At 71.8% G+C, this 14,795-nt stretch carries 15 protein-coding genes; 4 read left to right on the forward strand and 11 right to left on the reverse strand.

Annotation, left to right across the window (positions count from 1 at the left end; all coding sequences use genetic code 11):
• Positions 1 to 50: 50 nt before the first annotated feature.
• From P3T29_RS08710 to ligD (P3T29_RS08720), 3 genes are all read right to left on the reverse strand, one after another.
• Complete coding sequence (locus P3T29_RS08710) at positions 51 to 1,709, reverse strand: APC family permease (protein WP_280715711.1); 1,659 nt, start codon at positions 1,707 to 1,709, stop codon at positions 51 to 53.
• Between the two features lie 304 nt (positions 1,710 to 2,013).
• Entirely contained in the window at positions 2,014 to 2,259 is a 246-nt protein-coding gene (locus tag P3T29_RS08715; RefSeq protein ID WP_280715712.1) for a hypothetical protein, read from the reverse strand.
• Positions 2,260 to 2,262: 3 nt separating this feature from the next.
• Positions 2,263 to 3,222, reverse strand: a complete 960-nt coding sequence (ligD, locus tag P3T29_RS08720; protein WP_280715779.1) for a non-homologous end-joining DNA ligase — start codon at positions 3,220 to 3,222, stop codon at positions 2,263 to 2,265.
• A gap of 170 nt (positions 3,223 to 3,392) precedes the next feature.
• Here ligD (P3T29_RS08720) and P3T29_RS08725 point away from each other — a divergent pair, with 170 nt between their 5' ends.
• Positions 3,393 to 4,448, forward strand: coding sequence for a Ku protein (locus tag P3T29_RS08725; protein WP_280715713.1), 1,056 nt, complete (start codon positions 3,393 to 3,395; stop codon positions 4,446 to 4,448).
• A gap of 34 nt (positions 4,449 to 4,482) precedes the next feature.
• Here the strand turns inward: P3T29_RS08725 and P3T29_RS08730 are convergent, their stop codons facing one another.
• Together P3T29_RS08730 and P3T29_RS08735 are read right to left on the reverse strand one after the other, a co-directional pair.
• Positions 4,483 to 5,892: an NADP-dependent succinic semialdehyde dehydrogenase gene (locus tag P3T29_RS08730; protein ID WP_280715714.1), complete on the reverse strand. Its 1,410-nt coding sequence runs from the start codon at positions 5,890 to 5,892 to the stop codon at positions 4,483 to 4,485.
• 50 nt (positions 5,893 to 5,942) lie between these two features.
• The gene (locus P3T29_RS08735; protein WP_280715715.1) at positions 5,943 to 6,233 is read right to left on the reverse strand and encodes a DUF6158 family protein; all 291 of its coding nucleotides are present in this window, start codon (positions 6,231 to 6,233) and stop codon (positions 5,943 to 5,945) included.
• 100 nt (positions 6,234 to 6,333) lie between these two features.
• Here P3T29_RS08735 and P3T29_RS08740 point away from each other — a divergent pair, with 100 nt between their 5' ends.
• Positions 6,334 to 7,356, forward strand: a complete 1,023-nt coding sequence (locus tag P3T29_RS08740) for a PHP domain-containing protein (RefSeq protein ID WP_280715716.1) — start codon at positions 6,334 to 6,336, stop codon at positions 7,354 to 7,356.
• A gap of 4 nt (positions 7,357 to 7,360) precedes the next feature.
• Positions 7,361 to 8,251, forward strand: a complete 891-nt coding sequence (gene ligD / locus P3T29_RS08745) for a non-homologous end-joining DNA ligase (RefSeq protein ID WP_280715717.1) — start codon at positions 7,361 to 7,363, stop codon at positions 8,249 to 8,251.
• 4 nt (positions 8,252 to 8,255) lie between these two features.
• Here ligD (P3T29_RS08745) and P3T29_RS08750 read toward each other — a convergent pair whose 3' ends face one another.
• The 5 genes from P3T29_RS08750 to P3T29_RS08770 all read right to left on the reverse strand — a co-directional run bounded on the left by P3T29_RS08750 (position 8,256) and on the right by P3T29_RS08770 (position 12,380).
• On the reverse strand, positions 8,256 to 8,744 hold the full coding sequence (locus P3T29_RS08750) for a MarR family transcriptional regulator (protein WP_280715718.1): 489 nt from the start codon (positions 8,742 to 8,744) through the stop codon (positions 8,256 to 8,258).
• 126 nt (positions 8,745 to 8,870) lie between these two features.
• Complete coding sequence (locus tag P3T29_RS08755; RefSeq protein WP_280715719.1) at positions 8,871 to 9,677, reverse strand: MBL fold metallo-hydrolase; 807 nt, start codon at positions 9,675 to 9,677, stop codon at positions 8,871 to 8,873.
• 173 nt (positions 9,678 to 9,850) lie between these two features.
• Positions 9,851 to 10,936, reverse strand: coding sequence for an ABC transporter permease subunit (locus P3T29_RS08760; protein ID WP_280715720.1), 1,086 nt, complete (start codon positions 10,934 to 10,936; stop codon positions 9,851 to 9,853).
• Positions 10,933 to 11,883, reverse strand: coding sequence for an ABC transporter ATP-binding protein (locus tag P3T29_RS08765; RefSeq protein WP_280715721.1), 951 nt, complete (start codon positions 11,881 to 11,883; stop codon positions 10,933 to 10,935). The genes P3T29_RS08760 and P3T29_RS08765 overlap by 4 nt, the downstream gene beginning before the upstream one ends.
• The gene (locus tag P3T29_RS08770) at positions 11,880 to 12,380 is read right to left on the reverse strand and encodes a GntR family transcriptional regulator (protein WP_280715722.1); all 501 of its coding nucleotides are present in this window, start codon (positions 12,378 to 12,380) and stop codon (positions 11,880 to 11,882) included. The genes P3T29_RS08765 and P3T29_RS08770 overlap by 4 nt, the downstream gene beginning before the upstream one ends.
• A 143-nt stretch (positions 12,381 to 12,523) precedes the next feature.
• Between P3T29_RS08770 and P3T29_RS08775 the strand changes: the two genes are divergently transcribed.
• Entirely contained in the window at positions 12,524 to 14,026 is a 1,503-nt protein-coding gene (locus P3T29_RS08775) for a DUF2079 domain-containing protein (protein ID WP_280715723.1), read from the forward strand.
• Here the strand turns inward: P3T29_RS08775 and P3T29_RS08780 are convergent.
• On the reverse strand, positions 14,009 to 14,602 hold the full coding sequence (locus P3T29_RS08780; protein ID WP_280715724.1) for a TetR family transcriptional regulator: 594 nt from the start codon (positions 14,600 to 14,602) through the stop codon (positions 14,009 to 14,011). The genes P3T29_RS08775 and P3T29_RS08780 overlap by 18 nt on opposite strands.
• Positions 14,603 to 14,795 lie beyond the last annotated feature (193 nt).

Below are 14,795 nucleotides of genomic sequence, written 5' to 3' on the forward strand. Positions count from 1 at the left end.
AGCCCGGCCGGTCGGGGGACCGGCCGGGCTCCTGCGGGAGGCGATGCGGGTCAGTGGCCGCCCCCGTCGACCACCTCGATGTCCTCCACGTTCCGCTCGATCTCTTCGGCGGGCAGCGCGACCTTGATCGCCCAGTAGTAGATGCCGAGGGAGAAGGCGGCGATCAGCGCCATGTCCCACCAGAGCGGCAGCGCGCCGGTGCCACCGCCGAAACCGCCCTGCCAGGAGATCAGGCCCATGCCGATCAGGTAGACCGGGAGCCACTGCGCGGCCTTCCAGTCCAGCCGAGGGGCGTTGGGCAGGCCCTTCTTGATCGCGTACGCGGCGTAGCCGCCGAGCAGCACGTAGCCGAGCACGATGGCGTAGCCCAGCTTGGAGAGGGTCTCCCAGCCGGACCAGTAGATGATCAGGCTGGCGACCACGAAGGAGATCGGGGAGACCACGCCACCGGCCGGCAGCCGGTAGGAGCGCTCGCGGTCCGGCAGGCGGTTGCGCAGCGCGCCGAAGGCGAGCGGGGCGCCGGCGTACATCAGCACGCTCGCCGAGGTGATGAAGCCGACCAGCGTCTGCCAGCTGGGGAAGGGCAGGAAGCAGATCACGCCGGTGGCGAAGGCCATGATCAGGCCGAACCACGGCACGCCGCGCTTGTCGGTGCGCTCGAAGACCTGCGGCGCGTAGCCGTTCTTGCTCAGGCCGTACGAGATGCGCGAGGTCGAGGTGGTGTAGATCAGGCCGGTGCCACCGGGGGAGACGATGGCGTCGAAGTAGAGCACGATCGCGAGCCAGCCGAGCCCGACGACCGTGGCGAGGCCGGCGAACGGGCCGCTGATGCCGGGGAAGTTCAGCTTGTCCCAGCCGCCCGCGAAGGCGGCGACGGGCAGCGCGCCGATGAAGACCACCTGCAGCAGGGTGTAGATCAGGGTGCCGATGGTGACCGAGCCGAGCACGGCGCGCGGGATGTCGCGCTTGGGGTTCTTGCTCTCGCCCGAGAGCTGGATCGCCTGCTCGAAGCCGAGCAGGGCGAAGATGATGCCGCTGGTGCTGATCGCGCCCAGGACACCCTTGACACCGAACGGCGCGAAGCCGTGCGAGGTGAAGTTGGAGCCGTGGAAGTTGCTGATCGCCAGCACGAAGATGGTGAACAGCGGGACGAAGATCTTGAGCCAGGTGGCCACGTTGTTGGTCCGGGCCAGTACCCGGACGCCGAGGAAGTTCACGGCGACGAATACGCCCATGAGCGCGACCGCGACGACGAATCCGCTGACGCTGAGCGTGCCGTTCGGGTTGAGGAAGTGCTTGGCGAAGTCCCAGTGACCGGCGTAGCCGATCATGGCCTCGACCTCGATCGGTGCGACCGTCGCGGCCTGCAGCCAGGAGAACCAGCCGAAGGACATGCCGGCCAGGCCGCCGAAGGTGTAGTGCGGGTAGCGGGCGGTGCCGCCGGCGACGGCGAACAGGCCGCCGAGTTCGGCGTGGACGAAGGCCAGCAGCGCGATGGCCACCGCGCCGATACACCAGGAGATGATGGCCGCCGGCCCGGCGACGATGACGGCGTTCTTGGCGCCGAAGAGCCAGCCTGAGCCGATGATCGAACCGACGGAGGCCCAGAGCAGCCCGATCAGTCCGACCTCGCGGCGCAGCTTGCTGCTGCGGACGGGCGTACCGGTCGGTGGGGTGGCTGCGGGGGCGAGTTGGTCAACAGATGCCATGGGGGAGATGACCTCTCGGGGGTGGCAGGGGTTGAGAGTTGCCCAAACCTAAGCGGACCAACCTGTTCCGCAACAGTCACCGAATCCGAATAGTTATATTCAATCGCGCTATATTCACCTGTGCCGCACAGACAGTTATCAGTGCAGGTCAAGAGTCATTTGAGCATTCTTTGAGCTTTCAGCTGAACGGGGTTACCGCCGCGTCACCGCATAGGGATGTGGCGAATTGCCAGGTGCCACTGGCGAGGTTGTGAGAAGTTATGCGGGAATACCTCGATGGTTCAGCAGGTGCAGTAACGACGGTTTACCGGGCTTCCCACACCGTCTCGTCGCCGCCTTCCCAGCCGACCAGGCCCGGATCGCCCAGGTCGGGGTCCTCGACGCCCGCGCGTCGGATGAACTCGGCGACGTCCGCCGGGCCGGTCGCCCGCCCGACCGTCCGGCCGTAGATCTCGACGCGGCGGTACGGCCGTGCCCCGTGCGTGGGCGGGCGCACGACGACGGGCGGGGTGAAGATGTCCCCGTCCTCCGGCAGCCGAGACTCGTTCATGTCTCAAGTGTCACTCGCGGTGTCACTCTCTGGTGCGCCGTCGTCCGGTGGCCGCTCCCGCGTCACGTCCTGCGGGTCCTTGTCCGTCCGCAGGCCCAGAAATCGCGGGTGGCGCAGCCGTCCCTCCCTGGTCCAGCCGCTGAAGCCGACCTGTGCGATCAGCCGAGGGGCGACCCAGTGCGCGCCGCGCTCCGCGACGGGATCCGCGAACGGCGAGGCGGGCTGTGCCAGTTGCTCCAGCGCGGCGCCGAGCGCGCGCAGGGTCGCGGCGTCGAAACCGGTGCCGACCTTGCCCGCGTAGCGCAGCCGTCCGTCCTCGAAGTGGCCCATCAGGAGGGCACCGAAGCCGATCCGGCTCCCCGCCGGATCCGTCCAACCGCCGATCACCAGCTCCTGGGAGGCCGAGCACTTGAGCTTGAGCCAGTCGGGTGAGCGGCGCTGGACGTACGGCGCGTCGGCCCGCTTGGCGATCAGGCCCTCCCAGCCACGGGCGCAGGCGTCGGCCAGCGGCGCGGTGCCCTCGGCGTTGCGGTGGACGGTGAAGCGCAACGGCCCGCCGTACCGGATCGCGCGCCGCAGCAGCTGCTTGCGGAAGCGCAGCGGGAGGCCGGTGGCGTCGTACCCCTCCAGGTGCAGCAGGTCGAACAGGTAGTACGTCACCTCGACCCCGGTGGCCCGGGCGCGGGCGGGCTCGCGCAGCTGCATCCGGCGCTGGAGGCGTTCGAAGCTGGTCACGCCGTGGTGGAGTGCGACGATCTCGCCGTCCACCACGAACCGGCGCACCGGCTGGCGGGCCAGCGCCTCGACCAGTTCGGGGTAGGCGGCGGACAGGTCCTTGCCGTTGCGGGAGAGCAGCCGGACGAGGTCGCCGTCGCGGTGGGCCAGCGCCCGGATGCCGTCGAGCTTGCGCTCCAGGATCCAGCCCGCGCCGAACTCCCGGCGCTCGCTGGGCGTCGCCAGCATCGGGCTGATCGTCCACGGGTGTTGCGTCGGAGCGGTCACCGTACTGCCCTCCATCCCCCCTACCAGGGTGCCTCCGGGCAGGGTGAGTGGCCTGACGTGACGGCGAAGAGGAGCATGGACGGGGTGAGAAAAAGGGGGCACCAAGGGGGCACCTGGCGAGGAGGCCGGAGATGGCCAGACCGATCTGGACCGGAACGCTGAGCTTCGGGCTGGTCACCGTCCCGGTGGGGCTGTACTCGGCGACCGAGGACCACTCCCCGCACTTCCGGCAGCTGGAGCGCGGCACGTCCGACCGGGTGCGCAACCTCCGGGTGAACGAGCGCACCGGGAAGGAGGTCGGGTACGGGGACATCGTCAAGGGGTACGAGGTCGCCGAGGGCGAGTACGTGGTGTTCGAGCCGTCCGAGCTGGAGGAGCTGTCGCCGGGCCGCTCCCGGACGATCGAGATCAGCGGGTTCGTCCAGCTGGAACAGGTGGACCCGATCTTCTTCGACAAGACCTACTACCTGGGCCCCCGGGGCAAGGAGTATGCGCACGTCTACGCGCTGCTGCTGCGCGCGCTGGCCGACACCGGCCGGGCCGGGCTGGCGAGCTTCTCGATGCGCGGCAAGCAGTACCTGGCTGCCGTCCGGGCCGAGCACGACCTGCTGGTGCTGCAGACCATGCACTACGCGGAGGAGGTCCGCGACCCGCACCGGGAGGTCGACAACCTCCCCGAGGCGGCCGAACCCCGGGAGAAGGAACTCGCCGCCGCGCGGCAGCTGATCGAGGCGCTCAGCACCGACTGGGACCCGGAGGAGTACCACGACACCTACGGCGCCCAGGTCCGCGAGCTGGTCGAGGCGAAGCTGACCGGGAAGGAGATCGTCGCCGCCACGGCCGCCCCCGAGTCCACCAACGTGGTCGACCTGATGGAGGTCCTGCAGCGCAGCCTGAGCGAGGCAGCGGGCGGGAAGGCGGTCGGCGGGAAGGAAGCGGGCGGGAAGGAAGCGGGCGGGAAGGAAGCGGGCGGGAACGCGGAGGCTGGGAAGGCAGCCGGCGAGAGGGCGGCGCGGCAGAACGAGCCCGACCGGGCGGGGGACCTGTCGGAACTCAGCAAGGCGGAGCTCTACAAGCTGGCCACCGAACGGGGCATCCCGGGCCGGTCCTCGATGAACCGCGACGAACTGCGGCACGCGCTGGAGGAGGGCGCCCGCCCCAGCCGTCGCCTGCACGCGGTGTCGTGACGATGCGAGGTCGCGACACGTCAGGCGTGCCGCCTCACGACTGCCCCACCCACACCGTGGTGGCGTTGCAGAACTCCCGGATGCCATGACCTGCCAGCTCGCGCCCGTAACCGGAGCGTTTGACGCCGCCGAACGGCAGGGCCGGGTGCGAGGCCGTCATCCCGTTGAAGAACACCCCGCCCGCGTCGAGGTCGCGGATGCACCTGTCCCGCTCGGCCGGGTCGTTCGTCCAGACGTTGGAACTCAGGCCGTACGGTGAGTCGTTGGCGACCTCGATCGCCTCGTCCAGGCTGTTCACCCGGTAAAGCGTGGCGACCGGGCCGAACGCCTCCTCGTGGTGGATCCGCATCGCGGGGGTGACCTTGGTGAGCACTGTCGGCGGGTAGTACCAGCCCGCGCCGTCCACCGGGTCGGTGGACCCGTTGGTGCGCAGGCCGCCCGCCTCGGCGGTGGCGCCGTGCGCCAGCGCGTCGGAGACCAGGGCGGCCAGGTCGTCCCGGCCCTGGCGGGTGGCCAGCGGGCCGATCTCGGTCTCCGGGTCGAGCGGGTCGCCGATCCGCAGCGCCCGCATCTCCTGGGCGAAGGCGGCGGCGAACCAGGGGTAGACGTCCGTGTGGACGATGAAACGCTTGGCCGCGATGCAGGACTGCCCGTTGTTCTGGGTCCGCGCCCGGACAGCCGTCCGGACGGCCGCCTGCAGGTCGGCGCTGGGCAGCACGATGAACGGGTCGCTGCCGCCCAGCTCCAGCACGGTCTTCTTCAGCGCGTCACCGGCCACCGCCGCCACCGACCGGCCCGCGCCCTCGCTGCCGGTCAGCGTCACGGCGGCCACCCGTCGGTCGCGGATCACGCCCTCGACGGCCGACGAGTCGATCAGCAGGGTCTGGAAGCACCCCTCGGGAGCGCCGGCCCGCCAGAACAGCTCCTCCAGCGCGAGCGCCGTCCGGGGCACGTTCGACGCGTGCTTGAGCAGGCAGACGTTGCCTGCCATCAGCGCGGGCGCGGCGAACCGGATCACCTGCCAGAGCGGGAAGTTCCAGGGCATCACCGCCAGCACCGCGCCGAGCGGCCGGTACCGGACCAGGGCCGCCACCGCGCCGCTGTCCGCGACGTCCTCCTCGCCCGGGAGCTCGTCGGCGATCAGCGCGGCGCCGTGGTCGGCGTACCAGCGCAGCGCCTTCGCGCACTTCGCCGCCTCGGCCCTGGCCTGGCCGAGCGGTTTGCCCATCTCGGTGGTCACCGTGCGGGCGAGCTGCTCCTGCTCGGTCTCGAACACCCCGGCGGCCCGGCGCAGCAGCTCCGAGCGGAACTCGAAGCCGACCGTCCGGTACTCCCGGAAGGCGGCCTCCGCCCGGGCCAGGCGCAGCTCCAGGCCGTCGTGGCCGAGCGGCTCGAAGGTCTCCAGAGTCTCGCCCGTGGTGGGGTTGACGGTTGCGATGGGCATGCGGGACTCCCAGGGGGACCGGGTCTACGGGGACGGGGTTGCCACGGCCGCTACTCCGGCACGCCCTCCGCCTTGGCGGCGGCCTCCCTGGAGCGCGAGCCCGACCTGGTCCGGCCGGCCGAGACCTGCCGGAGCGGGAAGCGCCGGACGAACTCGGCCTCCAGCTGCCCGGTGCGCAGGGTGTGGCGGCGCAGCGCGTCGTCGGAGCCGTAGAGGAAGGTCTCGTGCCTGGTGCGGTGCAGCTGGGACAGCTCCCGCAGCAGCACGTCGTTGTGCAGGGCGTCGGGCGGTACGCCCTCCGTCCGCTCGGTCGAGAGGTCCGAAACGTCGGGGTGCGACATGGGCGTACTCCTCCGGAATCTGCCCCCTCTGTACCGATTGCCCCGGTGTGAGCCACCGTAATCGCGTTTCCCCAACCGTCACACCGGGCACGTGGGCCACATGGACCCCGTGCACGTGCTGGAACGGATCGCGTTCCTGCTGGAGCGCGAGCAGGCCTCCACCTACCGGGTGCAGGCCTTCCGCCACGCGGCCGACGCCGTCCGCGTCCGGCTCGCCACCGACCCGGACCAGCAGACGCTGGCCGCGCACGCGACCGCGCTGCCGGGCGTCGGGCCGACCACCGCGCGGGTGATCGCCGACGCCGTCGCCGACCGGACCCCGGCCTACCTCGCCGACCTGGAGAAGCGCGCCGCCCAGCCGCTCGCCACCGGCGGCGAGGAGCTGTACGCCGCACTGCGCGGCGACTGCCACCTGCACTCCGACTGGTCCGACGGCGGCAGCCCGATCGAGACCATGGCCCGCACCGCGCGGGCGCTCGGCCACGACTGGGCGGTGCTCACCGACCACTCGCCCCGGCTGACCGTCGCCCGGGGCCTCAGTGCCGACCGGCTGCGCGAGCAGCTGGAGGTGATCGCCGAACTCAACACCCGGCTCACGCCCTTCCGGCTGCTCACCGGCATCGAGTGCGACATCCTGGACGACGGGAGCCTCGACCAGGAGGACGAGCTGCTGGCACGCCTCGACGTGGTCGTCGCCTCCGTCCACTCCAAACTCCGGATGGAACCGATGCTGATGACCCGTCGGTTACTCGCCGCCGTCCGCAACCCGCACGCCGACATCCTCGGCCACTGCACCGGCCGCCTGATCGGCGACAAGCCACGCCCCGAGTCCCGGTTCGACGCCGCGAAAGTCTTCGCCGCCTGCGCCGAGTCCGGCACCGCCGTCGAGATCAACTGCCGCCCTGAGCGCCGCGATCCACCCACCCAGCTGCTCCACCAGGCTGTCACGGCGGGCTGCCTGTTTGCCGTCGACACCGACGCCCACGCGCCCGGCCAGCTCAGCTGGCAGGCGTACGGCTGCGCCCGGGCGGCGGCGGCCGGGATCGGCCCGGAGCGGATCGTCAACACCTGGACGGCCCGTCAGCTGCACACCTGGACCACCACCCGACGCACCCCCGGATGACGCCGTGCCCGCCGTCTCGGACCCCACCGCGACCGTCACCGAGATCGACGGCCGACGGCTCCGGCTCACCCATCTCGACCGCGTCCTCTACCCGCAGACCGGCTGGACGAAGGCCGCCGCCCTGCGCTACTACGCGCTCGTCGCCCCCTGGCTGCTGCCGCACCTGGCCGGGCGGCCGGCCTCCTTCCTGCGGTTCCCCGCCGGGGTGGACGGCCAGCGGTTCTGGGCGAAGAACGTCCCGGGCGGCGCGCCGGACTGGCTGACCACCCTCGACGTCACCCACCGGGAGGGTGAGCTGCGGCAGGTCGTCGTCGCCGACCTGCCGACCCTGCTGTGGGCCGCCAACCTCGGCGCCCTCGAACTCCACGTCCCGCAGTGGCAGCACACCCCCGCCGAGCACGACCGGTTGATCATCGACCTCGACCCCGGGCCGGGCACCACCCTCGTGGACTGCTGCGCCGTCGCCCTGCTCGCCCGCCGGGAACTCCGGGCGGACGGGCTGACCGCCTGGCCCAAGACCTCGGGCGGCAAGGGCCTGCACCTGCTCGTACCGCTGCGCCCGGCGCCCGAACGGGTGGCCACCGACTACGCGCGGCAGCTCGCCGCCCGGCTGCGGGCCGCCCACCCCGAGCTGGTCGTGGACCGGATGGACAAGTCGCTGCGGACCGGCCGGGTGTTCGTCGACTGGTCGCAGAACAGCAGCGCCAAGACCACTGCCGCGCCGTACTCCCTGCGGGCGGGCCCCCGGCCCGGCGTCTCCGCACCGCTGACCTGGACCGAGGTGGCGGCCTGCCGCAGCCCGGACGACCTCGCGTACACCCCGGAGCGGGTGGCCGCCCGGGAGAGCGACCCGATGGCGGGGCTGACCGACCCGGCGAACCTCGGTGAGCTGTGAGGGGTCAGCCGAGCGGGGGAAGCAGCGCCCGGGCCTGCCGCCCGAGGTGGTCGAGGGCGGGGACCAGGGCGGTGAGGTCGGCCGTCGGGCCCGCGGCCGCGAGGAGGCGGTCGGTCTGTTCGGTGTGGGCGCGGGCGGCGGTGACGAGGGTGCGCTCGCCCTCGGCCGTCATGGTGACCAGCTGGACCCGCCGGTCGGCCGGGGAAGGGCGGCGTTCGGCCAGTCCGGCCGCGACCATCCGGTCGACCAGGCGGGTCGCGCCGCCGCTGGTGAGGATCAGCCGGTCGGACAGCTCGCTCATCGGAGCGCCGTCCGGCCGTTCGGCCAGTACCAGCAGCACTTCGAACATCGAGTGGCTGATGCCCGCCGCCCGCTGGATCGCGGTGGCCAGCAGGCGTTCCAGGAGAGCCGAGGCGTTCAGCAGCACCCCGACCGCCCGGACGCGGGCGGCGGCGGCGGCCTGCGCGCCGTTCGTGATCTCCTGCTCCGCCACCGCTCGGATGTCCTTTCGAATAGTCGCCGTGAGCGCCCATCGTCCCCGCTGACCTCGCCGGGAGTCCAACCGGGGCTGGTCAGGGGGCCATCGCCGCGCGGACGAGCGCGGTGTCGGTCGTCGTCATCAGCCCCAGGTCATTTCGCCCTTGGCGACCTTCGGGCCGATCTGGGCGGCGATCAGCAGGCCCGACCCGGGGTAGCGCTGGACCAGCTCCTCGGTGGCCTCCGCGCCGTCGGCGGCGGCCGGGACGATGGTGTCGAAGTCGAGCAGGTAGTCCCGGGTGTAGCGGATCACGCTCACGTCGGCAGCGGTGCCGGGCAGCCGGTGGCCGGGGACGACCAGTGCCGGGTCCAGCAGCTCCATCTCGTTCAGCACCTCGATCCAGGCGGCGCGCTGCTCGGGCGCGGCGGTGTCGGCCGTCCAGACGTGCTCCTGCTGGAACAGCAGGACGCCGCCGACGATCGCGCGGTGCTCCGGCTGCCAGAGGAAGTGCCGGTCGGGCAGCGTCGGGTGGCCACCCTGCAGCTCGAAGCGGTGGCCCTCGAACACGATGTCGTCGGTCAGCGGCCGGAGATCGACCAGCCGGGTGGGCCGGTTGACGCCGACCGGCGCCCAGGCCTTCAGCTTGCCCTCGAACGACTCCCGGATGTGCTCGATCACCAGCGGGGTGGCGACCAGCTCTGCCTGCGGGAAGGCGTCCGCGACGACCTCGGCACCCCAGTAGAAGTCCGGATCGGCATGGCTGACGAAGACCTTGGTCAGCTCCTTGCCGGAGTCCAGGATCTCGGCGACCAGCCGGTGCCCGTCGGCCCGGGTGAACCCGGCGTCGACCAGCAGGGCCTCCCGCTCGCCGGTGATCAGGGTCGCGGTCTTGTTCCTGCTGCCGACCGGGAAGTCCAGGTCGAGGATGCGGAAGTCGAGCGTGCTCATGTGTTCTCTCCGATGCAGACGTCGTGCGACGTTCGTCTGACACAACAGTAACTGAGCAGTCAGGTATTTCCTGGGTCCGGAGTGACCTGGAACATGGCGGCGCCGACGCGGCCGGAGGGGCCACGCCGGCGCCGGGACGGATCGGTACGGCGGATCGCCAAGGCAGGTAGGCGTCAGCGGAGCCGGCGGATCCACAGGAAGCAGAAGGCGACCAGGGCGGCGGCGACGGCCAGGCAGATCCCCGCCTCGGTCCAGAGCATCGGCCATTCGGCGGACGGCGGCTGGTAGTCGCTGTACGCCTGGACGATTTCGGTGTGGTGGGCGAGGCACTGGCCGGATTCGTCGCGGCAGATGGGGGTGCCGTCGGCCAGCATGTCGATCCAGTCGCTCACCAGCGGGATCCGCAGTCCGCCGGTGGTGAGGAAGCCGTTGCCGAGGTTGTAGGACTCCAGCGGTACACCCGTGTTGAGGTGCCCGTTGTACAGGGTCGCGTGGGCGCCCGTGGGTTCGAGGGCCACATGGACGGCGACCACGGCCCGCTTGGCGGGCAGCAGGACGAACCGGAGCTGGTCCACCAGCAGCCGCAGGCCGAGGGTGAGTACGGCGGTGACGGCCATCGAAGCCACCACCCGGCGGACCACCAGGCCGACGGCCGCGCCGAGCGCGACCCCGACGACGCAGAACCCGACCACGGCCGGGCCGCTGGTCGTCCGGCTCATCCAGGTGAACCAGTGGTAGTAGCCGGGAACCGCGAACCGGCCCTCGACCACGTGGACCCACCACGTCGACACCACGGCCAGCACGGTCGAGCCGACCAGGGTCACCGCCAGCGGTACGCCCAGCCGGGCCGCCAGCCAGCGCCGCCGGGAGACCGACTGCGTCCAGGCCAGCCGGTAGGTGCCGCTCTCGAACTCCCGGGCCAGCAGCGGCGCTCCGAGGAAGAGGCCGAGGGCCGGTGGCAGGGCGAGCAGGATCCAGCTGGTGGCCTGCACCATCACCTGCCAGTTGGAGTCGAGACCCTCCGCGAGAGCGTCCACCGTCTGGCACTCGGGCGGGAAGTACACGATGTTGCAGTGCTGGAGGTGGTTGGCGTCGACGTAGTCGCTGATGCTGCCGCCCAGGTACAGCATCCAGCCGCAGACGGCGAGCAGGACGCCGGCGGCGATGGCGAAGGCCGTCCGCTCCTGACGGCCGCTCAGCCAGCTGACGCCGCGCAGCCCCCAGCGGGGCCGGGCCGGGGTGAGGGTGTCGGTGGTCATCGGGCGGCCGCCGGTACTCGGGCCGGACGGGCGCCGGGGGTGAGCAGCGCCGGGGCCTCCGGCGAGCGCAGGTAGGAGAGCAGGAGTTCCTCCAAGGTCGGTTCGGCCACGTCCCAGGCGCTGTCGATGTCCGCCGACTCCGCCGACGGCCGGACCAGGGCGGTCACCTGACGTCCCGTCCGCCGGAGCTCGACCACCTGGTGGCGGTCGAGCTCGGGTACCGGGCCGGCGCCTTCGTGGGCGCCGACGATCCGCCGGTGGGCGTCGAGGAGTTCGTCCACGTCACCGGCCAGGCGGACCCGGCCGTCGCCCAGGACCAGGACGTAGTCGCAGACGCCGTCGAGTTCGGCGAGCACGTGGGAGGAGATCAGGACGGTGGTGCCGTTCTCCACGGCCTCGGCCATCAGCAGGCCGGTCAGCTCCTGACGGGAGACCGGGTCCACGTCGGAGAGCGGTTCGTCGAGCATCAGCAGGTCGGGCCGCTTGCCGAGCGCGAGCGCGAGGGCGACCCGGGTGCGTTGGCCGCCCGTCAGCCCGCCGACCCGCGCGGACATCGAGAGGTTGCCGTGCTCGACGATCCGCACGGCGGCCGCCTGGTCCCAGCCGGGGTTGAGTTCGTAGCCCGCGCGCAGGGTCTCGGCGACGGTCAGCCGGGGGTAGAGCGGTTTGTCCTGGCCCAGGAAGGCGATCCGGCGGCGGGTCTCGGGTGTGCCGGGTGCCCCGCCGAACACGCTGATCGTGCCGGCGCTCGGCGTCAGCAGGTGGGCGGCGAGCGACATCAGGGTGCTCTTGCCGGCGCCGTTCGGGCCGACCAGTCCGCAGATCCGCCCGGCGGGCAGCCGGAAGTCGCAGTCGCGCAGCGCCCAGTTCCGGCGGTACTTCAGGCCCAGGCCGACCGCCTCCAGGGCGGGCGTGTCGTCGGCTTGGGCAGGTATGTGGTGGCTCACCTGGGCTCCTCATCGGCCTTGCCGGCGTCGGTGCTGCTGGTATCGGTCCTGCTTGTGGGGGTGCCGCTCGTGGGGGCACCGGCAGCCGGGGCACCGGTCGCCGGGTCGGCGAAGACGCTGTCCAGGGCGGTGGTGATCAGGGCGGCGGCGTCCTCGCGGTCCAGGCCGGCTTCGCGGGCGCGGCGGACCCAGGCGGCCAGTTCCGTGTGCAGCGCGGAGTCCGCGATGGTCTGCGGTTTGGCGAGGGAGCGCCGGACGAAGGTGCCGACGCCCCGGCGGCTGTCGACCAGCCCTTCGCGTTCCAGCTCGCGGTACGCCTTGAGCACGGTGTTCGGGTTGATCGCGGTGGCTTCCACCACCTCGCGTGCCGTGGGGAGTTGGTCGCCAGGGCGCAGCACGCCCAGCCGCAGGGCGCGCTTCGTCTGCTCCACGATCTGCAGGTACGGGGAGAGCCCACTGTGCCGGTCGATGAGGTACTCGACCACGCTTACCGCCATTTCACTAGTTATCTAGCTGAATCCTGCCCAGCTCAGCGGGCCTTCGTCAAGCCGTGCGTCAAGTCCCGCCGTCAAGCCGCATCTTGACAGCGTCGGGCGATCTGCACACCATTCCACTAGTTAACTAGTGGAATGGTGTGCAGATGATCGACAACCTGGTCGCCCGGCCTGTGGTGCCCCCGGCCGCCCGCCCGTCGGCCACCCGCCCTGTGCGGGCCTGGCCCGGCCCGCAGCAGATGGCCCTCGCCGTCACCGGGCTGTTCTTCGTCCTGTACGCGCTGCTGTCGGTGCGCCGGCACGAGCGGATGCTCAGCGCGGCGTACGACCTCGGCATCTTCGAGCAGGCCGTCCGTGCCTACGCGCACGGCCGGGCGCCGGTCGCGGAGCTGAAGGGCCCGGGTTTCAACCTGCTCGGCGACCACTTCCACCCGGTGCTCGCGCTGCTGGCCCCCGCGTACCGGCTGTTCCCGACGTCGGTGACGCTGCTGGTGGCCCAGGCCGCGCTGATGGCGCTCGCCTGCTTCCCGCTGACCCGCTGGGCCCACCGGACGGCCGGGCCGGCCGCCGGGCTGGTGATCGGCTGCGCGGTGGGCTGCTCCTGGGGGATCGTCTCGGCGGTCTCGTTCGACTTCCACGAGATCTGCTTCGCCGTACCGCTGCTGGCCTTCAGTGTGGAGGCGCTGGCCGGGCGGCGGTGGCGGGCGGCCGTGCTCTGGGCGCTGCCGCTGCTGCTGGTGAAGGAGGACCTCGGGCTGACGCTGGCGGCCATCGGGGCCTATACGGCCTGGTACGGGCGGCGGGGGCGGGCCGGGTGGCTGGGCCCGGCGGTGGTCGTGCTGGGGCTGACCGCGACGGTGGTGGAGATGGCGGTCCTGCTGCCGCTGGCCAACCCGCACGGTGTCTTCGACTACTGGCACCAACTGCCCGGCGTGGCCGGCTCGGGGACGGTCGGCTCGGGATCGTCCGGCGGTAGTGTGCTGCTGCTGCCGCTCAGGCTGGGCTGGCCCCCGGTGAAGTGGCTGCTGTTCGCGATGCTGGCCGCGCCGACCGCCTTCGTCGGTCTGCGCTCACCGCTCACCCTGCTCTGCGCGCCCACCCTGCTCTGGCGCCTGCTCGCCGACAACGTCCACTACTGGCAGCCGAGTTACCACTACAGCGCGGTGCTGATGCCGATCCTCTTCGCGGGCCTGATCGACGTCCTCGGGCGTCGGCCGGAGCTTTGCTTGCCGGTCAGGCTGAAGCGCGTCCTGGCGGGGGTCGCCGCGTTCGCCGTACTCAGCACCGCCGTCTACCCGCTGCACGAACTGGTGCTGCCCTCGACCTGGCGGATCCCGGCCCACGTCCGTACCGCGCACCGGCTGCTCGACGCGATACCCGACGGCGCCTCGGTGGCGTCGAGCAACCGGCTCGCCCCGCTGCTGGTGCACCGGACCACCGTCAGCCTGGTCTGCCGGGAGGACGGCCCCCACGCGGCCGCGCCGCCCGACTGGGTGGTCGCCGACCGGACCGACCCGACCGTCAAGTCGCCCTGCGCCGCTGCGGTGACGGCCCGGATGCTCGACACCTACCGGGCCGCCGGGTATCTGACGGTCGCCGACGAGGACGGCATCACCGTACTCCGCCGCCCGTCAGATCTTCGGCGGTAGCGTGATCCGGGCCACGATCTCCGCGATCCGGCGGGCGGACTCCTCGGCCGGCGCGGCGGCCTGGACGATACAACTGGCCGTCAGCCGGATGACGGCGTCGACGGCGAGGTCACGGGAGTAGAGGTCGACGGCGGGCCAGACGTCCTCGATGTAGGCGTTGAGCATCCCGGTCGCGGTGCCGAAGGCGGTCTCGGAGCGCGTGGTCAGATACGAGAGCAGCCCGTCCTCGTGGCTGCCGGTGCTGGTGAGCATCGCCTTGGCGAGCGGGTTGTCGGCGGCCAGCCGCAGGGTGAAACCGACCGCCGCCTCGGTCGCCGCCCGCAGGTCGCCCCGGTGCGCGTCCAGGTTCTGCTGGATGCCGAGCAGGCAGCGTTCGAGCTCCCGTTGGAAGAGGGCCGCGCCGACGGCGTCCTTGGCGCCGAACTCGGTGTAGACGGTCTGCCGGCTCACCCCGGCGGCCGTCGCCAGCTGGGTCATCCGCAACCGGTCGAACCCGTCCGCCGCGACCAGGTCGTACGCGGCGTCGAGCAGCCGCTCCCGCAGCAGCGACCGGACCGTCTCTCTGAACCTTGCCATCGCACCAGCCTAGGCCCTGTCTGACAATTCCCGCCGGGCGCACGACGCCGGGCATCCCGGCTGGACGCACCGGCAGATCGGCCACGTACGACCGAGTACGAGGCCGATCCGCCGGCACGCCCAGCCGGGCGCCCAACGCCGCGCGCTGATCCGACGCGAATTGTCAGACAGGGCCTAGCCATGCTCGGGGCAT

Source organism: Kitasatospora sp. MAP5-34, assembly GCF_029894335.1.
GTDB lineage: Bacteria > Actinomycetota > Actinomycetes > Streptomycetales > Streptomycetaceae > Kitasatospora.

Excerpts from the sequence above, each read along its gene's own strand:
- P3T29_RS08710 (WP_280715711.1), bottom strand. The coding sequence starts at position 1,709 with ATGGCATCTGTTGACCAACTCGCCCCCGCAGCCACCCCACCGACCGGT.
- P3T29_RS08715 (WP_280715712.1), bottom strand. The coding sequence starts at position 2,259 with ATGAACGAGTCTCGGCTGCCGGAGGACGGGGACATCTTCACCCCGCCC.
- ligD (WP_280715779.1), bottom strand. The coding sequence starts at position 3,222 with ATGCTGGCGACGCCCAGCGAGCGCCGGGAGTTCGGCGCGGGCTGGATC.
- P3T29_RS08725 (WP_280715713.1), top strand. The coding sequence starts at position 3,393 with ATGGCCAGACCGATCTGGACCGGAACGCTGAGCTTCGGGCTGGTCACC.
- P3T29_RS08730 (WP_280715714.1), bottom strand. The coding sequence starts at position 5,892 with ATGCCCATCGCAACCGTCAACCCCACCACGGGCGAGACTCTGGAGACC.
- P3T29_RS08735 (WP_280715715.1), bottom strand. The coding sequence starts at position 6,233 with ATGTCGCACCCCGACGTTTCGGACCTCTCGACCGAGCGGACGGAGGGC.
- P3T29_RS08740 (WP_280715716.1), top strand. The coding sequence starts at position 6,334 with ATGGACCCCGTGCACGTGCTGGAACGGATCGCGTTCCTGCTGGAGCGC.
- P3T29_RS08755 (WP_280715719.1), bottom strand. The coding sequence starts at position 9,677 with ATGAGCACGCTCGACTTCCGCATCCTCGACCTGGACTTCCCGGTCGGC.
- P3T29_RS08760 (WP_280715720.1), bottom strand. The coding sequence starts at position 10,936 with ATGACCACCGACACCCTCACCCCGGCCCGGCCCCGCTGGGGGCTGCGC.
- P3T29_RS08770 (WP_280715722.1), bottom strand. The coding sequence starts at position 12,380 with ATGGCGGTAAGCGTGGTCGAGTACCTCATCGACCGGCACAGTGGGCTC.
- P3T29_RS08775 (WP_280715723.1), top strand. The coding sequence starts at position 12,524 with ATGATCGACAACCTGGTCGCCCGGCCTGTGGTGCCCCCGGCCGCCCGC.
- P3T29_RS08780 (WP_280715724.1), bottom strand. The coding sequence starts at position 14,602 with ATGGCAAGGTTCAGAGAGACGGTCCGGTCGCTGCTGCGGGAGCGGCTG.